Here is a 17,350-nt window from a genome sequence, read left to right as displayed (position 1 = left end):
ACGCTATCGGTCCAGCCAGACGCCTTTATTGAGCTGCAAGGCTTTCTGGTAGACGCGCGTTGCCAGCGCCACATCCTCGATTGCCAGCCCGAAGGGATTGACGAGAACGATGTCGTCGTTGTGCTTGCGGGCCTCCAGATTCCCATTCACGACATCCGCAATTGCACCATCGATGCGGCGCTGGCCCTCTTTGAGAGCGCTGGCTGGCTCGTCGGGTCCGATGATCTGTCCAGCCCGGTACATCCGTCCCAGCAAGCGGCGGGGATCTTCTTTGACGAGCTTCCAGTCATCAACAACCACTTTCTCCGCTCGGAACACGATCTCTGGCAGAGGATCATCAAGCGAAATGTTAACCAGGATTGCACCGGGCTGCAACCAACCGTACTCAATATACCCGGTCGTCGTGGTCGTCGTCGGGACGATCAACTGAGCTGGTTTAATGGCTGCTTCGGCGCTTGTTTCCTCGTGGAATTTGATATGGCGCGCTTGCAACACTGGCTCAAGTTCAGCTTTTAGTTGAGCCACTCTTTCGTGACTGAGATCAAACACATGAACAGAGCGGAACGCAGGCAGATGCTTAGCAAACAGTTCGATATGGGCCTGACCCAACACTCCCGCGCCAATCACGGCCACGCTCTCGATCTCTCGGCCCTTGAACAGGTCCGCTGAGAGTGCGGAGACGCAAGCTGTACGCAGGCTGGAGAGATAGGCGCTCTCCATCAAGCAATTGACGCGCACCGACACATTATCATAAATCATCGTCAAGCCACTGGCGCGTGGCAGGCCGCGAGTTGGATTTGCAATATTACCATTGATGATTTTTGTACCCGCGCTCTTGAGCGAACCGCCAACATATCCCGGCAGGCTCAAGCTTCTGACGGTCTCCCCCAACGAGTTCTTCCATCCCAGATATGCTTCTTCAGGTAGAACCGTCTCACCCTTCCCATGCAGCATGAAAACTTCACGAATAGCCCCGACGACATCGAGATCGTCGGTGACTGACACCACATCTTTTCTGCTGAGATACAGGATGCGATCCTCACTGGTAGTTGTCATTGTTTCCTCCATTACGTTACTCAACAATATTTTCTTATTGTCTGTTTATTTAATCGTATTATTTTTCACCGGTGATAGAGATGTGTTCTACAAGCTCAATGCGATAGAAGCAATGCAATAGATAGAACGTATTTTCATAGGATACGGCTTCATTTCTATCTGTGTGTAATGATAAACGTTCGGGATAAATCATTTTACGACAATGAAAGGTTGGAAGAAACCTCACATTGTCGTAAAACTGCTACCTCTATATAAAGAACTTAGCGGATCGAGGATGTCTTGAGTATAATCTCCTCAACTGGCCCCAGATGTTCTTTCGAGAGCTGCAACCCTTGTTTTTGCAGCCATTCATCGTTATAGATAGAGTTTGCATAGTTGTCGCCGCCATCGGCACACAGACAAACGACATTTTTCACTTCGGGATGAGCCTGCAAGTATTGAGCGCAGGCAGCAATTACCGCGCCGCTTGATCCACCAACTTTGATACTGGTGGTCTCCCAGAGCGTGCGGCAGAAAGCGAATGCCTCTTCATCCCTCACCAGCATATGCAAATCATAGAGATTGCCTGTGATAAAGCTGGATGGCCTGGACGAGCCAATTCCCGTCAATTTACGCGGAGCAGGTGGAGTACCAAAGACAACCGATCCATGCGCGTCAACGCCAATGATCGATGTCGTGGGGCTGGCTTCCCGGAAATATTGCCCGACCCCGGCAAGCGTGCCACCGGTGGATACCGCCACAAACAGCGCATCCACCTCTCCCTGCATTTGCTCGTATATTTCAGGTCCGGTACTACTATAATGGATCTGCGGATTGGCCGGGTTCCCGTACTGATTCGTCCAGACATATGAGTCAGAACTCTCACATAGATCGTGGACCCGCCTCAACCGTGAAAGGAGATAGCCCCCGTTTTCGTCGGGAGTATCTACCATCTCAATCTGAGCGCCAAGTGCCTGCATTTTGCCCAGGTTTTCCTGTGTCGTTTTGGGATCAACCACCGCCACGAAGCCATAGCCCTTTAACTTACAGAAAAAGCTCAATGCCACACCCAGGTTGCCCGATGTCGATTCGATTATAGTTGAATTTTTATGCAGAAGATTTTTTGCTTCCAGAGCTTGGATCAGGCCATAGCCAGTTCGGTCTTTCACCGAACCGGTTGGATTTTCACTCTCTAGCTTCAGGTGAATTTTGCGCGCAACACCCCCGATAACGAGGTGGACCGATTTCATCGGTGTGTTCCCCAAACGTTGAGCCAGTTTATTGAGTTCAACGGGCGCGAGATCCGCAATGGCTGCGGTATCCATCAAGACCTCCTCATTTTTACGCTCTGTCAAGAGTCACATCTTTCATAATTTTTACTTATTTATTAATCTGCTCTTGTGCCTTGTTTATACAGGCACACATATGTTCAATCAAAACGGGGAGATATGTCGTTCGACTGGTAATATGGTTGCCAGGTAACGTATATGTCTCTATATCCCATCTTTTTGCCTCCATCGTCCTCTTCCATCCCAATGGTCGCCAGGGTTCTTCATTTGTCCAGAAGAAGGTTATCTTGCCAGCATAAAGATCAGGCGAATACTCCGACGAAGGCCAGTCGTACAGGGTCGAATTGCTTTGACGAAGATTCTGCATATCCGGCAGTAATCCCTTCAGCTTTTGCATCAGCGATGCATTGGCCTTCTTGCCCCTGGCCTCATGATCCGATTCGTCTGGATCAACAATGCCAACAAGTTCAGCAATTTTTCGGTCTCTATAGCGAGAGAAGCGTGCATAGCGATAGATATGCCCAACCGAAAGGAAGAACTCCAATTGCTTCTTTTCACTGATTGATAACATATTGCCAACATTATTAATCAGTTTGAGGAACCACCTGTCCTCAGCTGGGGTGTCTGGATCGATCAACAACAACAGTTCAACGGTCTGACCCTGTGCGTGCAGTTGGCGCGCTATTTCATAAGCGATCATCGCTCCATTACAATAGCCGCCGAGCAGATATGGACCTTCTGGCTGCACGATACGTATGGTCTTGAGATGCGCTGCTGCTATCTCTTCGATAGATGGTGGCACATCAAACCCGACAAGTTTATAGGGGTCCAGCAGATAGAACGGCTGCTCTGGTCCGAGCGCCCGCGCCACCTCCTGTGTATAGAAAGCGCCTCCTGTCCATTCTCCATGCAGGTAGAAGAAGGGAGTTTTCGAGCCACCGGCCTGCACCGTCACCAGAGGAGTTGGTGTCTGGAATTCCTGTGCCTCTGGCTGCTCGTCCTCGCGCAACGCCTGAGCAACATTTTCAATGGTTGCGCCCGCAAAGAAGACGGAAAGCGGCAGTTTCTTGCCAAAGACCTGCCCGATGCGATCAAAGAGCCGCGCCGCCAACAACGAATCGCCACCGAGATCAAAGAAGTTATCTCTAATTCCGATAGGACTTACGCCCAGGAACTCTTCCCAGAGTGCAACCAGTTGCTTCTGCTTCGGCAGAATTGGAGCCACATACCCCTCTTCCTTCTCGCTCCTGTTCCATTCAGGGACCGGGAGCGCCTTGCGGTCCAACTTGCCATTGTTGGTTAAGGGGAACTGCTCCATCACTACGATAGCGGCGGGAACCATGTAAGGTGGCAACTCCTGTCGCGCCAGATTCCTGAGTTCCTCTACCGTGACCTGTTGCCCAATCTTCAATTCGGCGTATGCGACCAACCGCTTATCCCCAGGCTTATCCTCACGTGCCAGCACGACAGCCTCGCGCACGGCTGCATGCTGGTTGAGGACAGCTTCGATTTCGCCCAACTCGATACGATAGCCGCGAATCTTCACCTGGAAGTCTACGCGACCCTGGAACTCCAGATTGCCATCAGGCAGGAAGCGTCCCAGGTCTCCGGTCTTGTAGAGATAGGTGCCCTCAACGCCGCTGAAAGGATCGGGGACAAATGCCTCACGCGTCTTCTGCTCATTGTCGAGATAGCCGCGTCCCACGCCCACACCTCCGACGCAGATCTCGCCACTGACACCGATGGGCTGTGGTTGCAGATGGCGGTCAAGCACGTAGAGCCGCATGTTAGGAATAGCCGTCCCAATAGGCATGTTGCTCAGGCCCTCAGAGGGCGGCTCTGCAACCACATAATGGGTGACATCATCCGAACACTCAGTTGGGCCATAAGCATTCAGCAAGGGAATATTGGGATAGTGATTGAGCCAGCGACGACTCAGCTCCACCGGCAGCGCCTCGCCGGTTGGCACCATCCAGCGTAGCGCCGTCAGGCTGGCACTGGATTTGCTCGAATTCTGGGCCGTATCCAGCATCGCGCGCAGCCACGATGGGACGGTTTCCAGAATCGTCACCCGCTTCTGCTCCACCGCCTGAAGCAACAGCCCCGGATCTTGCGTGATATCGTCGGGGCAAATCTGCACCCGTCCGCCCACCAGCAGAACGGCCAGGAGTTGCCAGACAGAGATATCAAAGCATTGCGAGGCCGTCTGGATCACAATGTCATCAGCGGTCAATTGCAATGCATCAATTTTCGCGTACAGATGGTTGAGCATGCCTTTGCGCTGGAGGATCGCACCCTTGGGCAGGCCAGTCGAGCCAGAGGTATAGATGACGTAGGCCAGCGAGTCGGGCGTGCCATTGTGCGACAGGTTTTCTTCCTGCTCTGGCACACCTTCGCCCTCTGCCAGCAGATCCTCAATGAGCAGATACGGCGGGCGTTTCTCCTCTGGCATCTCCAACAGTGCTTCGGAAAGCTTCGCCTCCAATGTACGCGTGCAGATGACCAGCGGAGTACGGCTCTGCTCGATGTAGTAGCGCAGTCTGGTTGGTGGATGGTGCGGATCGAGAGGCAGATAGCCACCACCAGCCTTGAAGATCGCCAGAATCGAGACCAGCACCGGGATGCCACGCTCAGAGAGCAAAGAGACCAGCGTATCGGGACCAACACCACGTTCCCGCAACTGACGGGCAAGCCTGTTGGCCTTCTTGTTGAGGTCAAGATAGCTCAGTTGATCTTCCTCATAGGCCACAGCTACCGCCGCTGGTGTGCGCTGCACCTGCGCCTCAAATAGCTGGGAGAAGGACTGCTCCAGCGGATACGTCCTTTGCGTCGCGGTCCACTGCTCCAACAATATCTCACGCTCAGCAGCAGGCACGATCGGCAAACGGCTGATCGGCAGCGTTGGATCGGCAACCACGCTTTCTAGCAGTGTCAACCAGTGCGTGCTCATTCGCTCGACGGCGGGCGCTTCAAAGAGATCGGTGCTGTAGACAAAGCGGCAGACGAGACCCTCTGGCATTTCGTGCAGGTGCAAGGTCAGATCAACCTCAGCAGCATCGCTGCCGGTTTCCAATGGCTGCAACGTCCACTTTTCGGGCAAGGAGGGGAGCGTCCAGGGCAACCTCAACAATACCTGAAAGAGCGGAGTGTAGCTCATAGAACGGGATGGACGCACCGTTTTGAGCAGGGTGTCAAATGGTAATATCTCGTGTTCGTGTCCAGCTTTGAGCAGATCGCGGGAACGGCCAAGCAGATCAACAAAGCTGGGATCGCCCTCTAGATTGGGGCGCAAGACCAGCGTGTTATCGCAGGGACCGAAAAGTTCCCGGCTCTCAAGTGTGCGGCGAGCTGGGACGAGCGATCCCAGCAGCAAATCTTGCTGGTTGGTATAACGAGAAAGCAGCGTGGAAAACGCAGCCAGCAACGTATCGTGCAGGCTGGCCTGATGTTGCTCGCTCACCGCCAGCAACTTCTGTACTAGCTCGGAAGGCAGCACAGTCTGAAACGCTGCGCCGCGCCAGCTGGTGGCTGCCGGTCGCGCATGATCGGTTGGCAGCGGCAAGATTGCAGGTGCATCCTCCACCTGCTGCTTCCAGTATGCCAGATGCTCGGCAAGAGCCTCTGTGGTCTGCATCTGCGTCTGCGCCTGGACAAAATCGGCATACTGTACAGAAACGGGAGCAAGCGGCGAAGGCTGACCATCGGCGTTGGCTTCATACAGAGCGGCAAGATCGCGTATAAGCAGAGCGACGGCCCAGTCATCAGCGATCAGCCTATGTACTGTCAGGAGCAAGAGGGACTCTTCAGCAGAAAGCTGGACCAACGCACAACGCAGCAACGGTCCCTGACCGAGATCAAAGGGAGTCTGTACCTGTTCGCGCTTCAAATGCTGAACGAGCGATGGCTGTTGCGCCAGGGCTGCGTCTTGCAGATTATGAACCGTGAGCGAAATGTGCCCATCCTCGGCGATCACCTGCACAAGTCGTCCTTCTTCCAGGCGAAAGGTCGTACGCAAGAGTTCATAGCGTCGAACCAGTGCGTCAAGGCTGGCTTGCAGCGTGGCGCTTGTCAGAGCTTTATGCACCTGCACCGTCGCCGAAAGCGTGTTCACTGTGCTTTCCGACTGCAATTGATCAAGAATCCAGAGTCCTTCCTGATAGGAAGATGCCGGAACTATTTTTATATTTTCTCCCGCTTCCAAATTATGTGAAACCGTAATAGACGACATAGTTAGGTAATCCTTTCCTTAGTCTCTCTTCCCACTCCATCATCATCTTTATTTACGTCAGGGTTGAGTTATCATATTTTGAGTATTTTCTGGTCTGTATATCCTTTTGTGGCATTGTGAGTGTCTACAATATATTTTGCGTCGCGCACAATCCAGGGAATGTCATAGTAGCCATGGTCGGTCACAATGACCACGCAGTCTGCCGTCTGTAATAAATCGGCTGTCAGCGGTTGAGAGTACAAGGTCTGCTCATCAAGCACGAGCGAGGAGACATACTCATCATTGTAGATGACGTTACTTTTCTTCGCTTTCAGTTTTTGCATAATATCCAGAGCAGGCGACTCGCGTACATCGTCTATATTGCGTTTATAGGCAACACCCAGTATTAATATCGTTGAGCCATTAAAGCTGCGAAACTGCTCATTGAGCGCTTCCCCGACTTTCTCTACCACATAATCAGGCATGCTGGTATTGATCTCGGTCGCGAGTTGGATGAAGCGTGTGGTGTAGTTCAACGTTTTGAGCTTCCACGAGAGATAGTGCGGATCGACTGGAATACAATGTCCACCCAGTCCAGGGCCGGGCAGGAAGCGCATAAAACCAAATGGCTTAGTGGAAGCTGCGTCGATCACATCCCAGACACTGATGCCGAGCTTATCGCAAATAATGGCAATTTCATTGACCAAGCCAATATTGACAGCACGAAATGTGTTTTCCAGAATTTTTGCAGTCTCCGCAACGCGGGTTGAGGCAACTGGCACAATCTTTTCAATGGCAGATGAGTAGAGAGCTTTCGCCAGTTCGGTGCAGGTCTCGGTGACACCACCAACGATTTTGGGTGTGTTATGCACGTTAAACTCTGGGTTGCCTGGATCGATGCGCTCTGGCGAGAAAGCCAGGAAGAAATCGATACCCACTTTTAAGCCTGTGGCCTCCAATTCGGGCAAGACAATCTCATCCGTCGTCCCTGGATAAGTGGTGCTTTCCAATGTAACGATCTGCCCGGGGTGCAAATGCGCCTTTATCTGCTGTGTTGCCGAAAGAACATAGGAGAGATCCGGGTCGCGGGTCTTCCCTAAAGGTGTAGGCACACACACAATAACGGCATCCTGATCATACAAAGCATCAAAATCGCTGGTAAATGTGAGTTTCGCATCATCGATCAGTGTTTTGAGCAGGCTACTGGGAATATCTGCGACATAGCTTTCGCCCTGATTTGCCCGATTGACTTTATTTTGATCGATATCAATACCAGTTACCTGGAATCCCGCCCGCGCAAAGTTGGTTGCAAGAGGTAATCCAACATAACCGAGACCGATAATAGCAATATGCAACGTACGTTGAGAAATTTTTTCTAATACAGCTTCTTTCATTATTTTTTCCTTGTCATATGCTTGAGCTGAGAGAAAAATCCCCAGATACCAGCCGCTTCAGCGGCCAGTACCAGCCAGTGCTTGTCCCCATCCATATTTCTGCGCATGAGCAAATGGGGGTTGCTCTGGCTCGTATTAATACCGGGTTTTACGGTCACTGCCCAATCATAGCCAGCCAGTTTGACGGCCTCAGGCCCATAGGTTCCGGTACTCCCAAAGGGATAGGCAAAACCCGGCACCCTATGCCCGAGTTGCTGCTCCACCACAGCACGACATTCGCCCACTTCACGTTCTATCTCACTATGATCGGTCAGATCTCCCAGGTCGGGATGATGCATCGTATGCCCACCGAATGAGACCCATCCACTTGCCTCCATCTCTCGCACCTGCTCCCAGGTCAATAGTGAAACCGGCTCCTCTTTCAGCACTACCGTTGATGGCACATCCAACAACAGATAGAGCGAGGCCACGAATTTTGCCCGTTCATGAGGAGTAGCCAACTGCGTATACTGTGCGTCAATTGCTTGTGCCAGATCTTTGCACTCTTCCAGGCTGGTCAGATGATAGACGTTCCCCTCAAATGTCACCTGTTCCGCCTGCGCATGGCTGATCAGGCGATTAAACCACCAGAAAGATTTCCCGGTCTCCATATGTCCAGGAACGAGGAAGATCGTGATGGGTAACTCTAACTCGCGTGCCAGCGGATACGCATGGGTATAATTATCGTAATAGCCATCATCAAACGTCAATGCCATCAATGGGCGTTGATCCCCGCTCTGGACCTCTTTCCGGCCCTCCTTCAGCTCAGCCAGCGCTTTCTCCAATGGGAGGATGCGATAGTGACGCCGCACATATTCCCAGTGATCGCGCAGCTTCGCTTTGGAAGCCTGATGATAATAGAGAATCGTCAGGTGCGGCTCAGCACGCTGCGCCCGACGACGAGCAAGCTCTACAAGTCCAGTATAATAGAAAGCTGCTGATGCGTATAATCGCAACCGATTAGCCATAGCCATATACTCCTATGACTGGGGATCATCGAGCTTAAAGAGCTTGGGCAAAAATGCCCGCAGCGCCTCGCGATTGATGCCATAGTCAGCATAAAGCCAGCGATCCAACTTCTGTCCCGGCGTCTCACCCTCTTGAATCCACCAGACGGGATGAGTTAACAGTTGTATTGGCTTGCGCGTCTTGAAGGCTTCCGAGTCGAGCGGCTGCCCATAACGCCAACGCCCGGTTGAGTCGCTGATATACGCCACGTCGCCGCGCACGGCAGAGCCGTACACGATATTGAGTTCGGGAACATCCTGGATGGGAATGCGATGCAGTTCGTATGGACTGTGCAGCGTGACCAGATCCTTGTTGATATAGGGGAAGCACCTGGCTAACAGCTCAACCTCTTGCAGTGCCGCCACGCAATCGTTATTGTACATTGTCAGATCGACATGGGTAGCGATCGGATGACCAAGGCTATGAATCTGGCCCATGATGTCCATATTCGCCTGAGTTAAAGCGTTATAGAATGGCGAACGGAGCAGCACGAAGTACGTTGCTTTGACTCCCAGTTCATGCTCCAGACGAGCGATCTCTAGCGCCGGACGCAAGCTAATATCAATGTCATGCCGAAGTACGACAAAAGGATTGCCCCCTGTCAGACGCTCTTCGACTTCCTCATACTCACAAAAAGCATAGCCTTCATCTTGAAGCGTCGTTATTAATTGTCTATAACCTGCTAATGAAAATTCAACCATAAAATCTTCTCCACGATAGTACTTATACAGTAATTGCGTCATACCCCCTGAACGCACGATACAATCTGTTGTTTCTTATTTGCTTCCTGCCGAGATGGGGGTCTGATCATGGCTTTTCTCCGCTGCACCATCGGGAAAGATGCTACGGTAGAGAGCAATCAGCTTTTCGCACTCTTTCTCCCAGTTATACTCTTCCCTGGTTGCCGCGAGCGCATTGCTGCTCATCTGTGCAAGAGCGGCTGGATCGGCCAGCATTGCATTAATGGCTGTTCCAATCTCCTCTGGCTCAAGCGAGGGAAGTACCTGGCCGGCCTCGTGAGATTTGACGACCTCCACCATCGCGGGTAGTGGCGAGGTCAACACTGGCACGCCCGCCATCAGATATTCAAAGAGCTTGTTGGGCAGGAAGTACTTCACATTCAGCGAATAAGTGGGCGAGGCGACGTTCAACCCGATATCCGCAGAAGAGGTCCAGTCGAGAAGCTCCTCATATGGCACAGGTGGAATGATTTTCACACGATCCGTCACGCCCTCGCTGGCAATCAGTGCCTCCAATTGGGACTGCGTTGTTTTGCGGTTCTTGCCCATCATGACGATCACGGTGTTCGGCTCAAGATACTTTGCCGCCCGGATCAGTCGATCAAGGCCACGATTAGGCTGCAAGTAGCCCTGGTAGAGCGCAATCCGCACATTGGAGTCCAGGCCAAGATTCTCACGCAAGCGATTGGTCTTTTCCACCTGACGATAAGGCGGCACGTTGCGAATCAGCGTCACCTCCGACAATCTGTAGCGCTTGATCAGCTCTTCCACAATGGGAGGCGAAACGGTAATAACGCCTGCACAGCGCGGCACGATATAGCGCAGCATAACCATCAGGAGTTGCCGCAACATGCGCCTGCTCGTTCCCAGCTCCGAAATTGGCCGCTCTTCGAGTGGCATCTCATGGGCATCAAAAATGACGGGCTTACGGCGCAAGGCTCCAGCGACATAGCAGGGCAACAGCCCCGAGACCTCGTGACCGTGATAGATATCAGCTTGCGTTTGCAGCAAGCGTAACGTTGTATTGACAAACAGCTTTGAGACGCGGATCAACGTCCATTTATCTAAGCGCGTTGTGAAAAAAGCTGGCGGCATCAGGACGTGCTGTAAATTGATGCCACGCAGTTCCTCTTCGCGTTGATGACTGCCCTCTTCTTCAATATCAACAATCGAAACGTCATACCCCGCCTCCACCAGCGCCGCCGCTTCGCGCAGCACACGAGGATCGGTTATGACCGTTCCCAGAACGTGCATTCCCACTTTTTTACGTGTATGTTTTTCCACCATAGATATGCTCCAATACGCCTGCTTCAGGCAAAAGCACCATGTTCAGCATAGTGAGAAAATAAACAGGACGTTATTTCCCTATAGATTTTTTTGATTTTTCTACGACTTTTTTGTAAAAGGCAACCAGTTTGAGCTTCTCTTTCTCCCAATGGAACTCATCGCGTGCTGCCTTGAGCGCGTTCTGGCGCATACGTTCCAGTTTGGCGCTATCAGCCAGCATCGCGTTGATTGCAGTACCAACATCTTCGGGAGCAAGTGAGGGCAGAATATCGCCAACTTCGTATGTTTTGAGAACCTCAGCGATAGCATCAAGCTGCGAACTGAGGACCGGCAGGCCAGCCATCAAGTATTCAAAGAGCTTATTGGGCAAACAATAACGAATACTGCGAGTATAGCCGGGCTTAAAGATCGTCAAGCCCAGATCAGCCGAGGTCGTCCAGCTGAGCAATTCATTATAGGGAACGGCAGGAATCATTTTCACACGATCCTCAACACCCTTCTCCGCGATCAGCTTCTCCAGCTCAATGCGCGTCGCTTCGGTGGCGTGGCCCATCATTACGATCACAATGTTCGGGTCCAGGAATGGGGCCGCGTTCACCAGTTGCTCAAGGCTGCGATTGGCCTGAATGTTTCCCTGATACAGAGCAATACGAATCTCTGGCCCAAGCCCGAGGCGCTCGCGCAATTTGTTGCTGGGCGGAACCTCGCGATAGGTTGGTAGATTGAGCAGCGTCATCACGTCGGGATAGTGAAACTCTCTCATGATCTCACGCGAATACAGGGGGGAGGCGCTCATCACTCCCGTACAGCGCGGCATCATGCTCGTCAACACCTTGCCAGCCAGCTTGCTCAAGCCACGCCAGCGCGTAATATTCGGGTCATCCAGCGGGATCTCGTGCGAGTCAAAGACGAGTGGTTTGCGGCGCAGGGTCGCGGCAATATAGCAGGCGGGCAGCCCTTTGACATCATGTGCATGATAAATATCGGTTGGGGTCTGCACAAGACGAATGGAGCCGCGCAAGATCATATCCGCAGCTTTGGCCAGATACCAGGGCTTGAAGCGGGTGGGGATGAACAGCTCAGGGTACATCACATGGCTCATATGTACGTCAGAGATATCCTCTTTTTGGGGCCGCTCGACCTCATTCATAATATCAACAATTGTGACATCATAGCCTGCCTCGACCAGGGCCGTTGCCTCACGCATCACGCGGTAGTCATCATAGGCTCCATCGGTAACATGCATACATATTTTCACAGGCTTTGTTGCAGAGTCCGTATTTTCTGCCTCCAAATCGGTTGCATCCGGCAGTGTTTTCATAGCTTATGTGTTACTCCTTCTTAAAAACTGGATTATTCACTATTACGTACTTTAAAGAACAGGTCATAAAAACGCTTCGACATCGGCATAATGGACCAGACTGTCACCCGACCATTATGCGGCTTGATTCTGCCCCTTCTTCGCTAGCGCATTCCGCACAAACCCCACCAATCCTACAATTTTCTTGGGAGTCAGCCCCCCAATCGCTAGCAGAATAACGGCATACAATAACAGAGTCAGAATAATGATCGACCAGCTTATCACCGGTGGTTGACCGCTAGCCAGGAAGCGCCCTCCGAGATAAAGACCGACGCCAACAAACAGTTTAAACAGGAATGTGCCGATCTCATAGTCAATCGGATAGATACGCTTATTTGCGAGATACGAAACAGTCGTCAGGATAATATAGGCAAGCAGTGTGGATACAGCAGCGCCCATATCACCATAGCGTGGGATTAAAAACAAGTTAAAGATCAAATTTGAGCCTGATGCAATAACCATGTATACAAACTCAAGAATCGTTTTACGCCGCAAGTTTACACCGATCATAAACATATACCAGATGCCTTGCAGCATCGTTGCCATCGTGATCAGCGGGATGATATTCTCACCCACCTTATAACTTGGAGGGTAGAATATATCCAGCACGATAATACTGACCAGCGACAACCCAAAAGCTCCGAAGAGCAAGACACTGCTCCACCAGCGGAATACCATGCTGTAGATCTTCGGCGCATCATCTCTTTTCGAGACTGAATACATAATCGGCCCCCAGGCCAGTCCCCAGGGAGCGAGCAGCACAGGAGACAGGACGCCACCCAGCACATACGCCGCCCGATACGCGCCGGACTCGGCCAATCCACCACCAACCAAAGTCAGCAGCCAGCTATCAGACACTTGCAGCACCCAGGAGGCGATATCGCCGAAAACGGTTGGGATGCCAAAGGTAAGCATGCTCTTCATAATATCGAAGCGCAACTTAAAACCACTTTGATTGAACAGCCGGAGGAAGATCAGCGGATAGGTAAAGACAATGTAAATAATATAGCCTGAACCCTTCGCCAGCAACGCACCTATCAAACCCATATGTAAAGGGCCGACCAGCACAAGGTTCGTAGCCAGCACCAACAGGGTACTGGCGATCGAGAGGCCAGTATATGGTATAGTACGCTTTTCTGCTCGGAACCATGAACTTGCGGGCAAAGCGATGTTCTCCGCCACGATCACCAGTCCGGTTAGTGCGACAGGCAAACTATATGCCGAACTCTTCAGGAAGAGATTTGACAGCGTGGAAGAAACAAAGGTCATGCCAATCGCTGCCGGAATTGTGAAAAGTGCCAGCAGGAGGACCGTGTTGGCAAGGACGCCCGCCCGATCCTGTGGTGTCTCGTAATCCTTATTATAGGCGCGGAAAAATGCCGGACTCAGCCCCAGCTGAGTTATTGTTGAGATCAGATCAACAATAATATAGAGATTAGCCAGCGCACCGTAATCGTTCTGAGAAAGATTATGCGTTAAAAATGGTTGAAGGATCAGGGAAACCAGCGGAGACATCATAGCGGCGATAGCATAGATACCTGAGTTCTTCACCATCTCAAGAGCGAGCGAGAGATAGCTCCCGGCCCCCTTCGCTTTCTCTTTCGTCTCCGGCTTGACAGCGGTAGCAATGCCCATTGCCCCGGTCCCCGGCTTCGGGATCGCAGGCATCACCCATGTTGCCGCATCAGCCCAGTCGCCATCCACCTCCTGCGGGATCGCAGGCAACGCCAAACGGATCGCCCTCAACTCAGTTGAGAGCGACAGAGATGGCATATCGAAGGCTTGCAATTGCATCGTCGGAGATTGATCGATGGAGTGCAAACGCCTCGTCACAATCTTATCGATGGAAGGTATCTCAAAGGTGGCGATATCATCAGTATCGACGTTATCAGCAGTAGCAGAAGTTGTTACAGGCACATCCCAGTCAAGCCTGGGTGCCCTGAACTGACGTGCTAGTTTCCCGGTTCTTCCCTTCCCATTATTACGCATATCGTTCATAAAGTTGACTCTGCCTCGTTATGCTTTGCTACCAGGTTCTGCTCGGCGTCGTTCCCTTCGCTCGCGACCGCCAATCGATGCTGTCGATAGCGTCTAATAAATGGAGTGGCAATAATGCCTGCGATCAACCAGCCAGGAAACGGCATATCGATCGGGCTGGTCCACCCATCAACGAACAGGCTGCACACACTCAAGGCAATCAGCGACGCGATACCAATGGCGAAAAACACCCGTTCCTGGGGATTAACGGCCAGCCAGTTACGCCCCGCAGACAAGAAGACCGAGCCTAACAAAGACAGGAATATCACTACCATAGGTATTCCGCAGGTGGCTCCCCACTGCAAATAGGAATTATCTGGCTCTTGCAGTGGCTTCGTCTGCCCATAGACGCGAAGGGGTTCCGCAAGGTGAAGATACGCCTGATTGCCCAGACCGACTCCAAACCACGGATAGGCCAGCATGACGCGAGTTGCTGTTTGCCAGGTTGCCATGTGTAACGACGAACTGCTGGTATCGCTTGAGTGAGCAAGCTGAGCGGCGATCTGCGCCTGCAAAACAACGGCTCCGATAGTACCCAGTATCAGTAACATAACCGTCAGCAAAATGCTATCGCGAGCCCGTCCCAGAAACAGGATAAAGATTACCAACCCCGCCAAAGTTCCCAGCCACGACCCGGTGCTATAGGTTTCCACCAACGCCAGGAGGATGATCAGCATCTGACCCATATGGATCACTTTACTCCAGCCGTTCCTGGTTTCCATAAATAGCCCTAAAGGAATAAAAAGGAAGGTGGCAAGGAACATCCCATTGCCATTCGGGTTCAGAAAAAACGAACCCAGGCGCGAGTTCCCGGTATCCAAGATGAAGACTGCCTCCGCCGCACTGGCCTTTCCAAGCGATTTCAGCAGGAACACACCCGTCGTCGCCTCAATCACCGTATGCATCGCCAAAATTGCCCCTATCATTGCCAGGCATTGAAAGATGCGCCGAATGGAAGAGGTATCTTTTGACAGATTGTTGCCTAGCCAGAACATCAGAAAGCCGCTAAAAACGATGGGCAGGTAATACCCAATCGAATTCGTCAGACTAAACTTTCCACCTTCAAGCACCGCCATAATGGGCCAGATGAGAAATGGAATCCAGAGCCAGTACAGGTTCGGTGCAGTCCAGGGCCGCTCTTTCGAGCGCCCCAGATAGCAGACAAGTAATAATGTCACCGTCAGAAGCATAGCAAGCTGATAGGTTGCAAAACCCATAAATGCATCGATCACGATATGCACAGCAACGATCAGGGCCGCAATAAACGCGTCTAATCTGAGCATCAGACAGATCCCCAGACCGATGGCAGCAGCGATGACAAAAGAGTAGAGTGGGTTTAATACACTGAGCGCTACTCCCAGCAACAGCGCAACCGGTAAGAGAACCAGCACGACTGGCGAGAAGGGAGTGGCCGCGTTCATTGCCTTCATAGCTACTTACCCTTCTGCGGTGGAATACCATGTGCAGAGAACTGCGCTGGCTTCGGCGGCATACTATGTGCCGATGCTTGAGCCTGATTCGGCCCTGACCAGGCAGGAGCAGGGGTCGCACCCATTGCTTCATTCTGGCTCATCATCGAAGAGTCATATGAGACATGCTTATAGGGGGTTTCCTGATTGCCTCCCTCATCCTTATTGACAACGGTTCCCAGCACATGCGCGCCTGCCTGCTGCAATACCGCTTTCGCCTGTTCGAGATCGTTCTTCCTGGCATTGGCAACATCGATCACAACAAGCGTGCCATCAACCTTTGATGCCAGCGCCGTTGCATCGGAGAGGCCAAGCAATGCGGGAGTATCGAAGATCACCGCCTCAAACGCACTGGTACTCAATGCCTTCAGGAGATTTTGCATCGCATTTGAGGAAAGCAGTTCTGATGGCACCGGCGGCAATGGGCCTGATGTCAGGATACTCAGGTTGGGAATATTCACCGTGCGGATCAAAGGCATCAATACCTGTTGACCATTCGCGCTCGATGCCGTTCTGAAGGCGACGATAGCATTCGTAACACCTTTTGCATGGCTCGAAAGATTGAACAGTTGATGAATAGTTGGGTGCCGTAAATTCGCATCAATGAGCAGCGTATTTTTCCCGGCTTTCGCCATGCTAATCGCCAGATTCGCCGCAACAACGCTCTTCCCTTCTCCCGGCACCGTACTGGTAACTACTATTGTACGGGCCGGCTTATCAACAGCCGAGAATCCTATATTGGTGTGTAAAATACTAAAGCCTTCTGAGTTGACGTTATGGCTGGTTAAATTAACAACGCTCTCCCGTGATCCGGTCTGCTGAATCGTCGCTAAAAGCGGCCAGCCCAGGAAGGAAACAAGATTTGCTTTTGAACGGATACGCGTATCTACCATCTCGAAGACAACAGCTAGCACCATGCCCAACAACAGACCCACAGCCACGCCCCCGGCAGCATTGAGCGTCTTATTCGGGCTGACCGGCGTATCAGAAACCTGCGCGGGTTCGACCACCACCAGAAAGTCTCCATCGGTCGTCGGTTGCGCTAGCAACTGAGTTTGCTGCGTCTTCAGCACAGCGGCAATGTCATTGGCAATCTTGGCTGCCTGGTTTGGATCATCATTCTTGACGATAATATCAAACAACGGCTTATTGGCTCTGGCCGTTGCCTGAACGTCTCCCGAGAGATCATCAACTGAAGTACCGGGAAAGTGAGCCGCAACTGCGCTCAGTACGGGAGTAGTCGTAGCCATGTCTGCTTCGGTCTCAGCAAATGCGGTCCCGGCGGTCAAGTTATCACTACTTAAAGGACTACCACCATTGCGGATTACGACCTGCATGACAACCGTCGATTGATACATCGGATGGAGCAACACAGCGCTGCCAACATAAGCGCCTGCTCCAAGACAGACAAAGCAAATGACAACGATATACCATCGTTTCAGTAGCGATCTATAGAATTGTTCAAAGGTCATCGCATTCCTCTTT

General features: G+C 51.9%; 11 protein-coding genes. All 11 read right to left on the bottom strand.

The genetic code is table 11. The features are described 5' to 3' along the window. Positions 1-3 precede the first annotated feature (3 nt). Positions 4-1,056, bottom strand: coding sequence for a hypothetical protein (locus K3T83_RS30430; RefSeq protein ID WP_220206677.1), 1,053 nt, complete (start codon positions 1,054-1,056; stop codon positions 4-6). Positions 1,057-1,316: 260 nt separating this feature from the next. Beyond that, positions 1,317-2,360 (bottom strand): 2,3-diaminopropionate biosynthesis protein SbnA, encoded by a 1,044-nt coding sequence (gene sbnA, locus K3T83_RS30425; RefSeq protein ID WP_220206676.1) that lies wholly within the window; start codon positions 2,358-2,360, stop codon positions 1,317-1,319. A 55-nt stretch (positions 2,361-2,415) separates the two neighbouring features. Further along, positions 2,416-6,552: a non-ribosomal peptide synthetase gene (locus K3T83_RS30420; RefSeq protein WP_220206675.1), complete on the bottom strand. Its 4,137-nt coding sequence runs from the start codon at positions 6,550-6,552 to the stop codon at positions 2,416-2,418. Between the two features lie 71 nt (positions 6,553-6,623). Further along, a complete protein-coding gene (locus tag K3T83_RS30415) occupies positions 6,624-7,925 on the bottom strand; it encodes a nucleotide sugar dehydrogenase (protein ID WP_220206674.1) in 1,302 nt (433 codons plus the stop codon). Then, positions 7,925-8,932, bottom strand: coding sequence for a polysaccharide deacetylase family protein (locus tag K3T83_RS30410; RefSeq protein ID WP_220206673.1), 1,008 nt, complete (start codon positions 8,930-8,932; stop codon positions 7,925-7,927). Before K3T83_RS30410 ends, K3T83_RS30415 begins: the two co-directional genes overlap by 1 nt. A 12-nt stretch (positions 8,933-8,944) precedes the next feature. After that, on the bottom strand, positions 8,945-9,673 hold the full coding sequence (locus K3T83_RS30405) for a hypothetical protein (RefSeq protein WP_220206672.1): 729 nt from the start codon (positions 9,671-9,673) through the stop codon (positions 8,945-8,947). Positions 9,674-9,748: 75 nt separating this feature from the next. Next, entirely contained in the window at positions 9,749-10,999 is a 1,251-nt protein-coding gene (locus K3T83_RS30400) for a glycosyltransferase family 4 protein (RefSeq protein ID WP_220206671.1), read from the bottom strand. Positions 11,000-11,069: 70 nt separating this feature from the next. Beyond that, on the bottom strand, positions 11,070-12,320 hold the full coding sequence (locus tag K3T83_RS30395) for a glycosyltransferase family 4 protein (RefSeq protein WP_220206670.1): 1,251 nt from the start codon (positions 12,318-12,320) through the stop codon (positions 11,070-11,072). 114 nt (positions 12,321-12,434) lie between these two features. Next, positions 12,435-14,357, bottom strand: coding sequence for a lipopolysaccharide biosynthesis protein (locus K3T83_RS30390; protein WP_220206669.1), 1,923 nt, complete (start codon positions 14,355-14,357; stop codon positions 12,435-12,437). Next, the gene (locus tag K3T83_RS30385; protein ID WP_220206668.1) at positions 14,354-15,826 is read right to left on the bottom strand and encodes an O-antigen ligase family protein; all 1,473 of its coding nucleotides are present in this window, start codon (positions 15,824-15,826) and stop codon (positions 14,354-14,356) included. The genes K3T83_RS30390 and K3T83_RS30385 overlap by 4 nt, the downstream gene beginning before the upstream one ends. 2 nt (positions 15,827-15,828) lie before the next feature. Further along, positions 15,829-17,337: a tyrosine-protein kinase domain-containing protein gene (locus K3T83_RS30380; RefSeq protein ID WP_220206667.1), complete on the bottom strand. Its 1,509-nt coding sequence runs from the start codon at positions 17,335-17,337 to the stop codon at positions 15,829-15,831. Between the last annotated feature and the right edge of the window lie 13 nt (positions 17,338-17,350).

It is taken from the genome of Reticulibacter mediterranei, assembly GCF_016587455.1.
This window is presented reverse-complemented; position numbering and strand designations above follow the sequence as displayed.

Coding starts and splice junctions, on each gene's coding strand:
- K3T83_RS30390 (WP_220206669.1), bottom strand. CDS start 14,357: ATGAACGATATGCGTAATAATGGGAAGGGAAGAACCGGGAAACTAGCA.
- K3T83_RS30385 (WP_220206668.1), bottom strand. CDS start 15,826: ATGAAGGCAATGAACGCGGCCACTCCCTTCTCGCCAGTCGTGCTGGTT.
- K3T83_RS30405 (WP_220206672.1), bottom strand. CDS start 9,673: ATGGTTGAATTTTCATTAGCAGGTTATAGACAATTAATAACGACGCTT.
- K3T83_RS30415 (WP_220206674.1), bottom strand. CDS start 7,925: ATGAAAGAAGCTGTATTAGAAAAAATTTCTCAACGTACGTTGCATATT.
- K3T83_RS30430 (WP_220206677.1), bottom strand. CDS start 1,056: ATGACAACTACCAGTGAGGATCGCATCCTGTATCTCAGCAGAAAAGAT.
- K3T83_RS30400 (WP_220206671.1), bottom strand. CDS start 10,999: ATGGTGGAAAAACATACACGTAAAAAAGTGGGAATGCACGTTCTGGGA.
- sbnA (WP_220206676.1), bottom strand. CDS start 2,360: ATGGATACCGCAGCCATTGCGGATCTCGCGCCCGTTGAACTCAATAAA.
- K3T83_RS30395 (WP_220206670.1), bottom strand. CDS start 12,320: ATGAAAACACTGCCGGATGCAACCGATTTGGAGGCAGAAAATACGGAC.
- K3T83_RS30420 (WP_220206675.1), bottom strand. CDS start 6,552: ATGTCGTCTATTACGGTTTCACATAATTTGGAAGCGGGAGAAAATATA.
- K3T83_RS30380 (WP_220206667.1), bottom strand. CDS start 17,337: ATGACCTTTGAACAATTCTATAGATCGCTACTGAAACGATGGTATATC.
- K3T83_RS30410 (WP_220206673.1), bottom strand. CDS start 8,932: ATGGCTAATCGGTTGCGATTATACGCATCAGCAGCTTTCTATTATACT.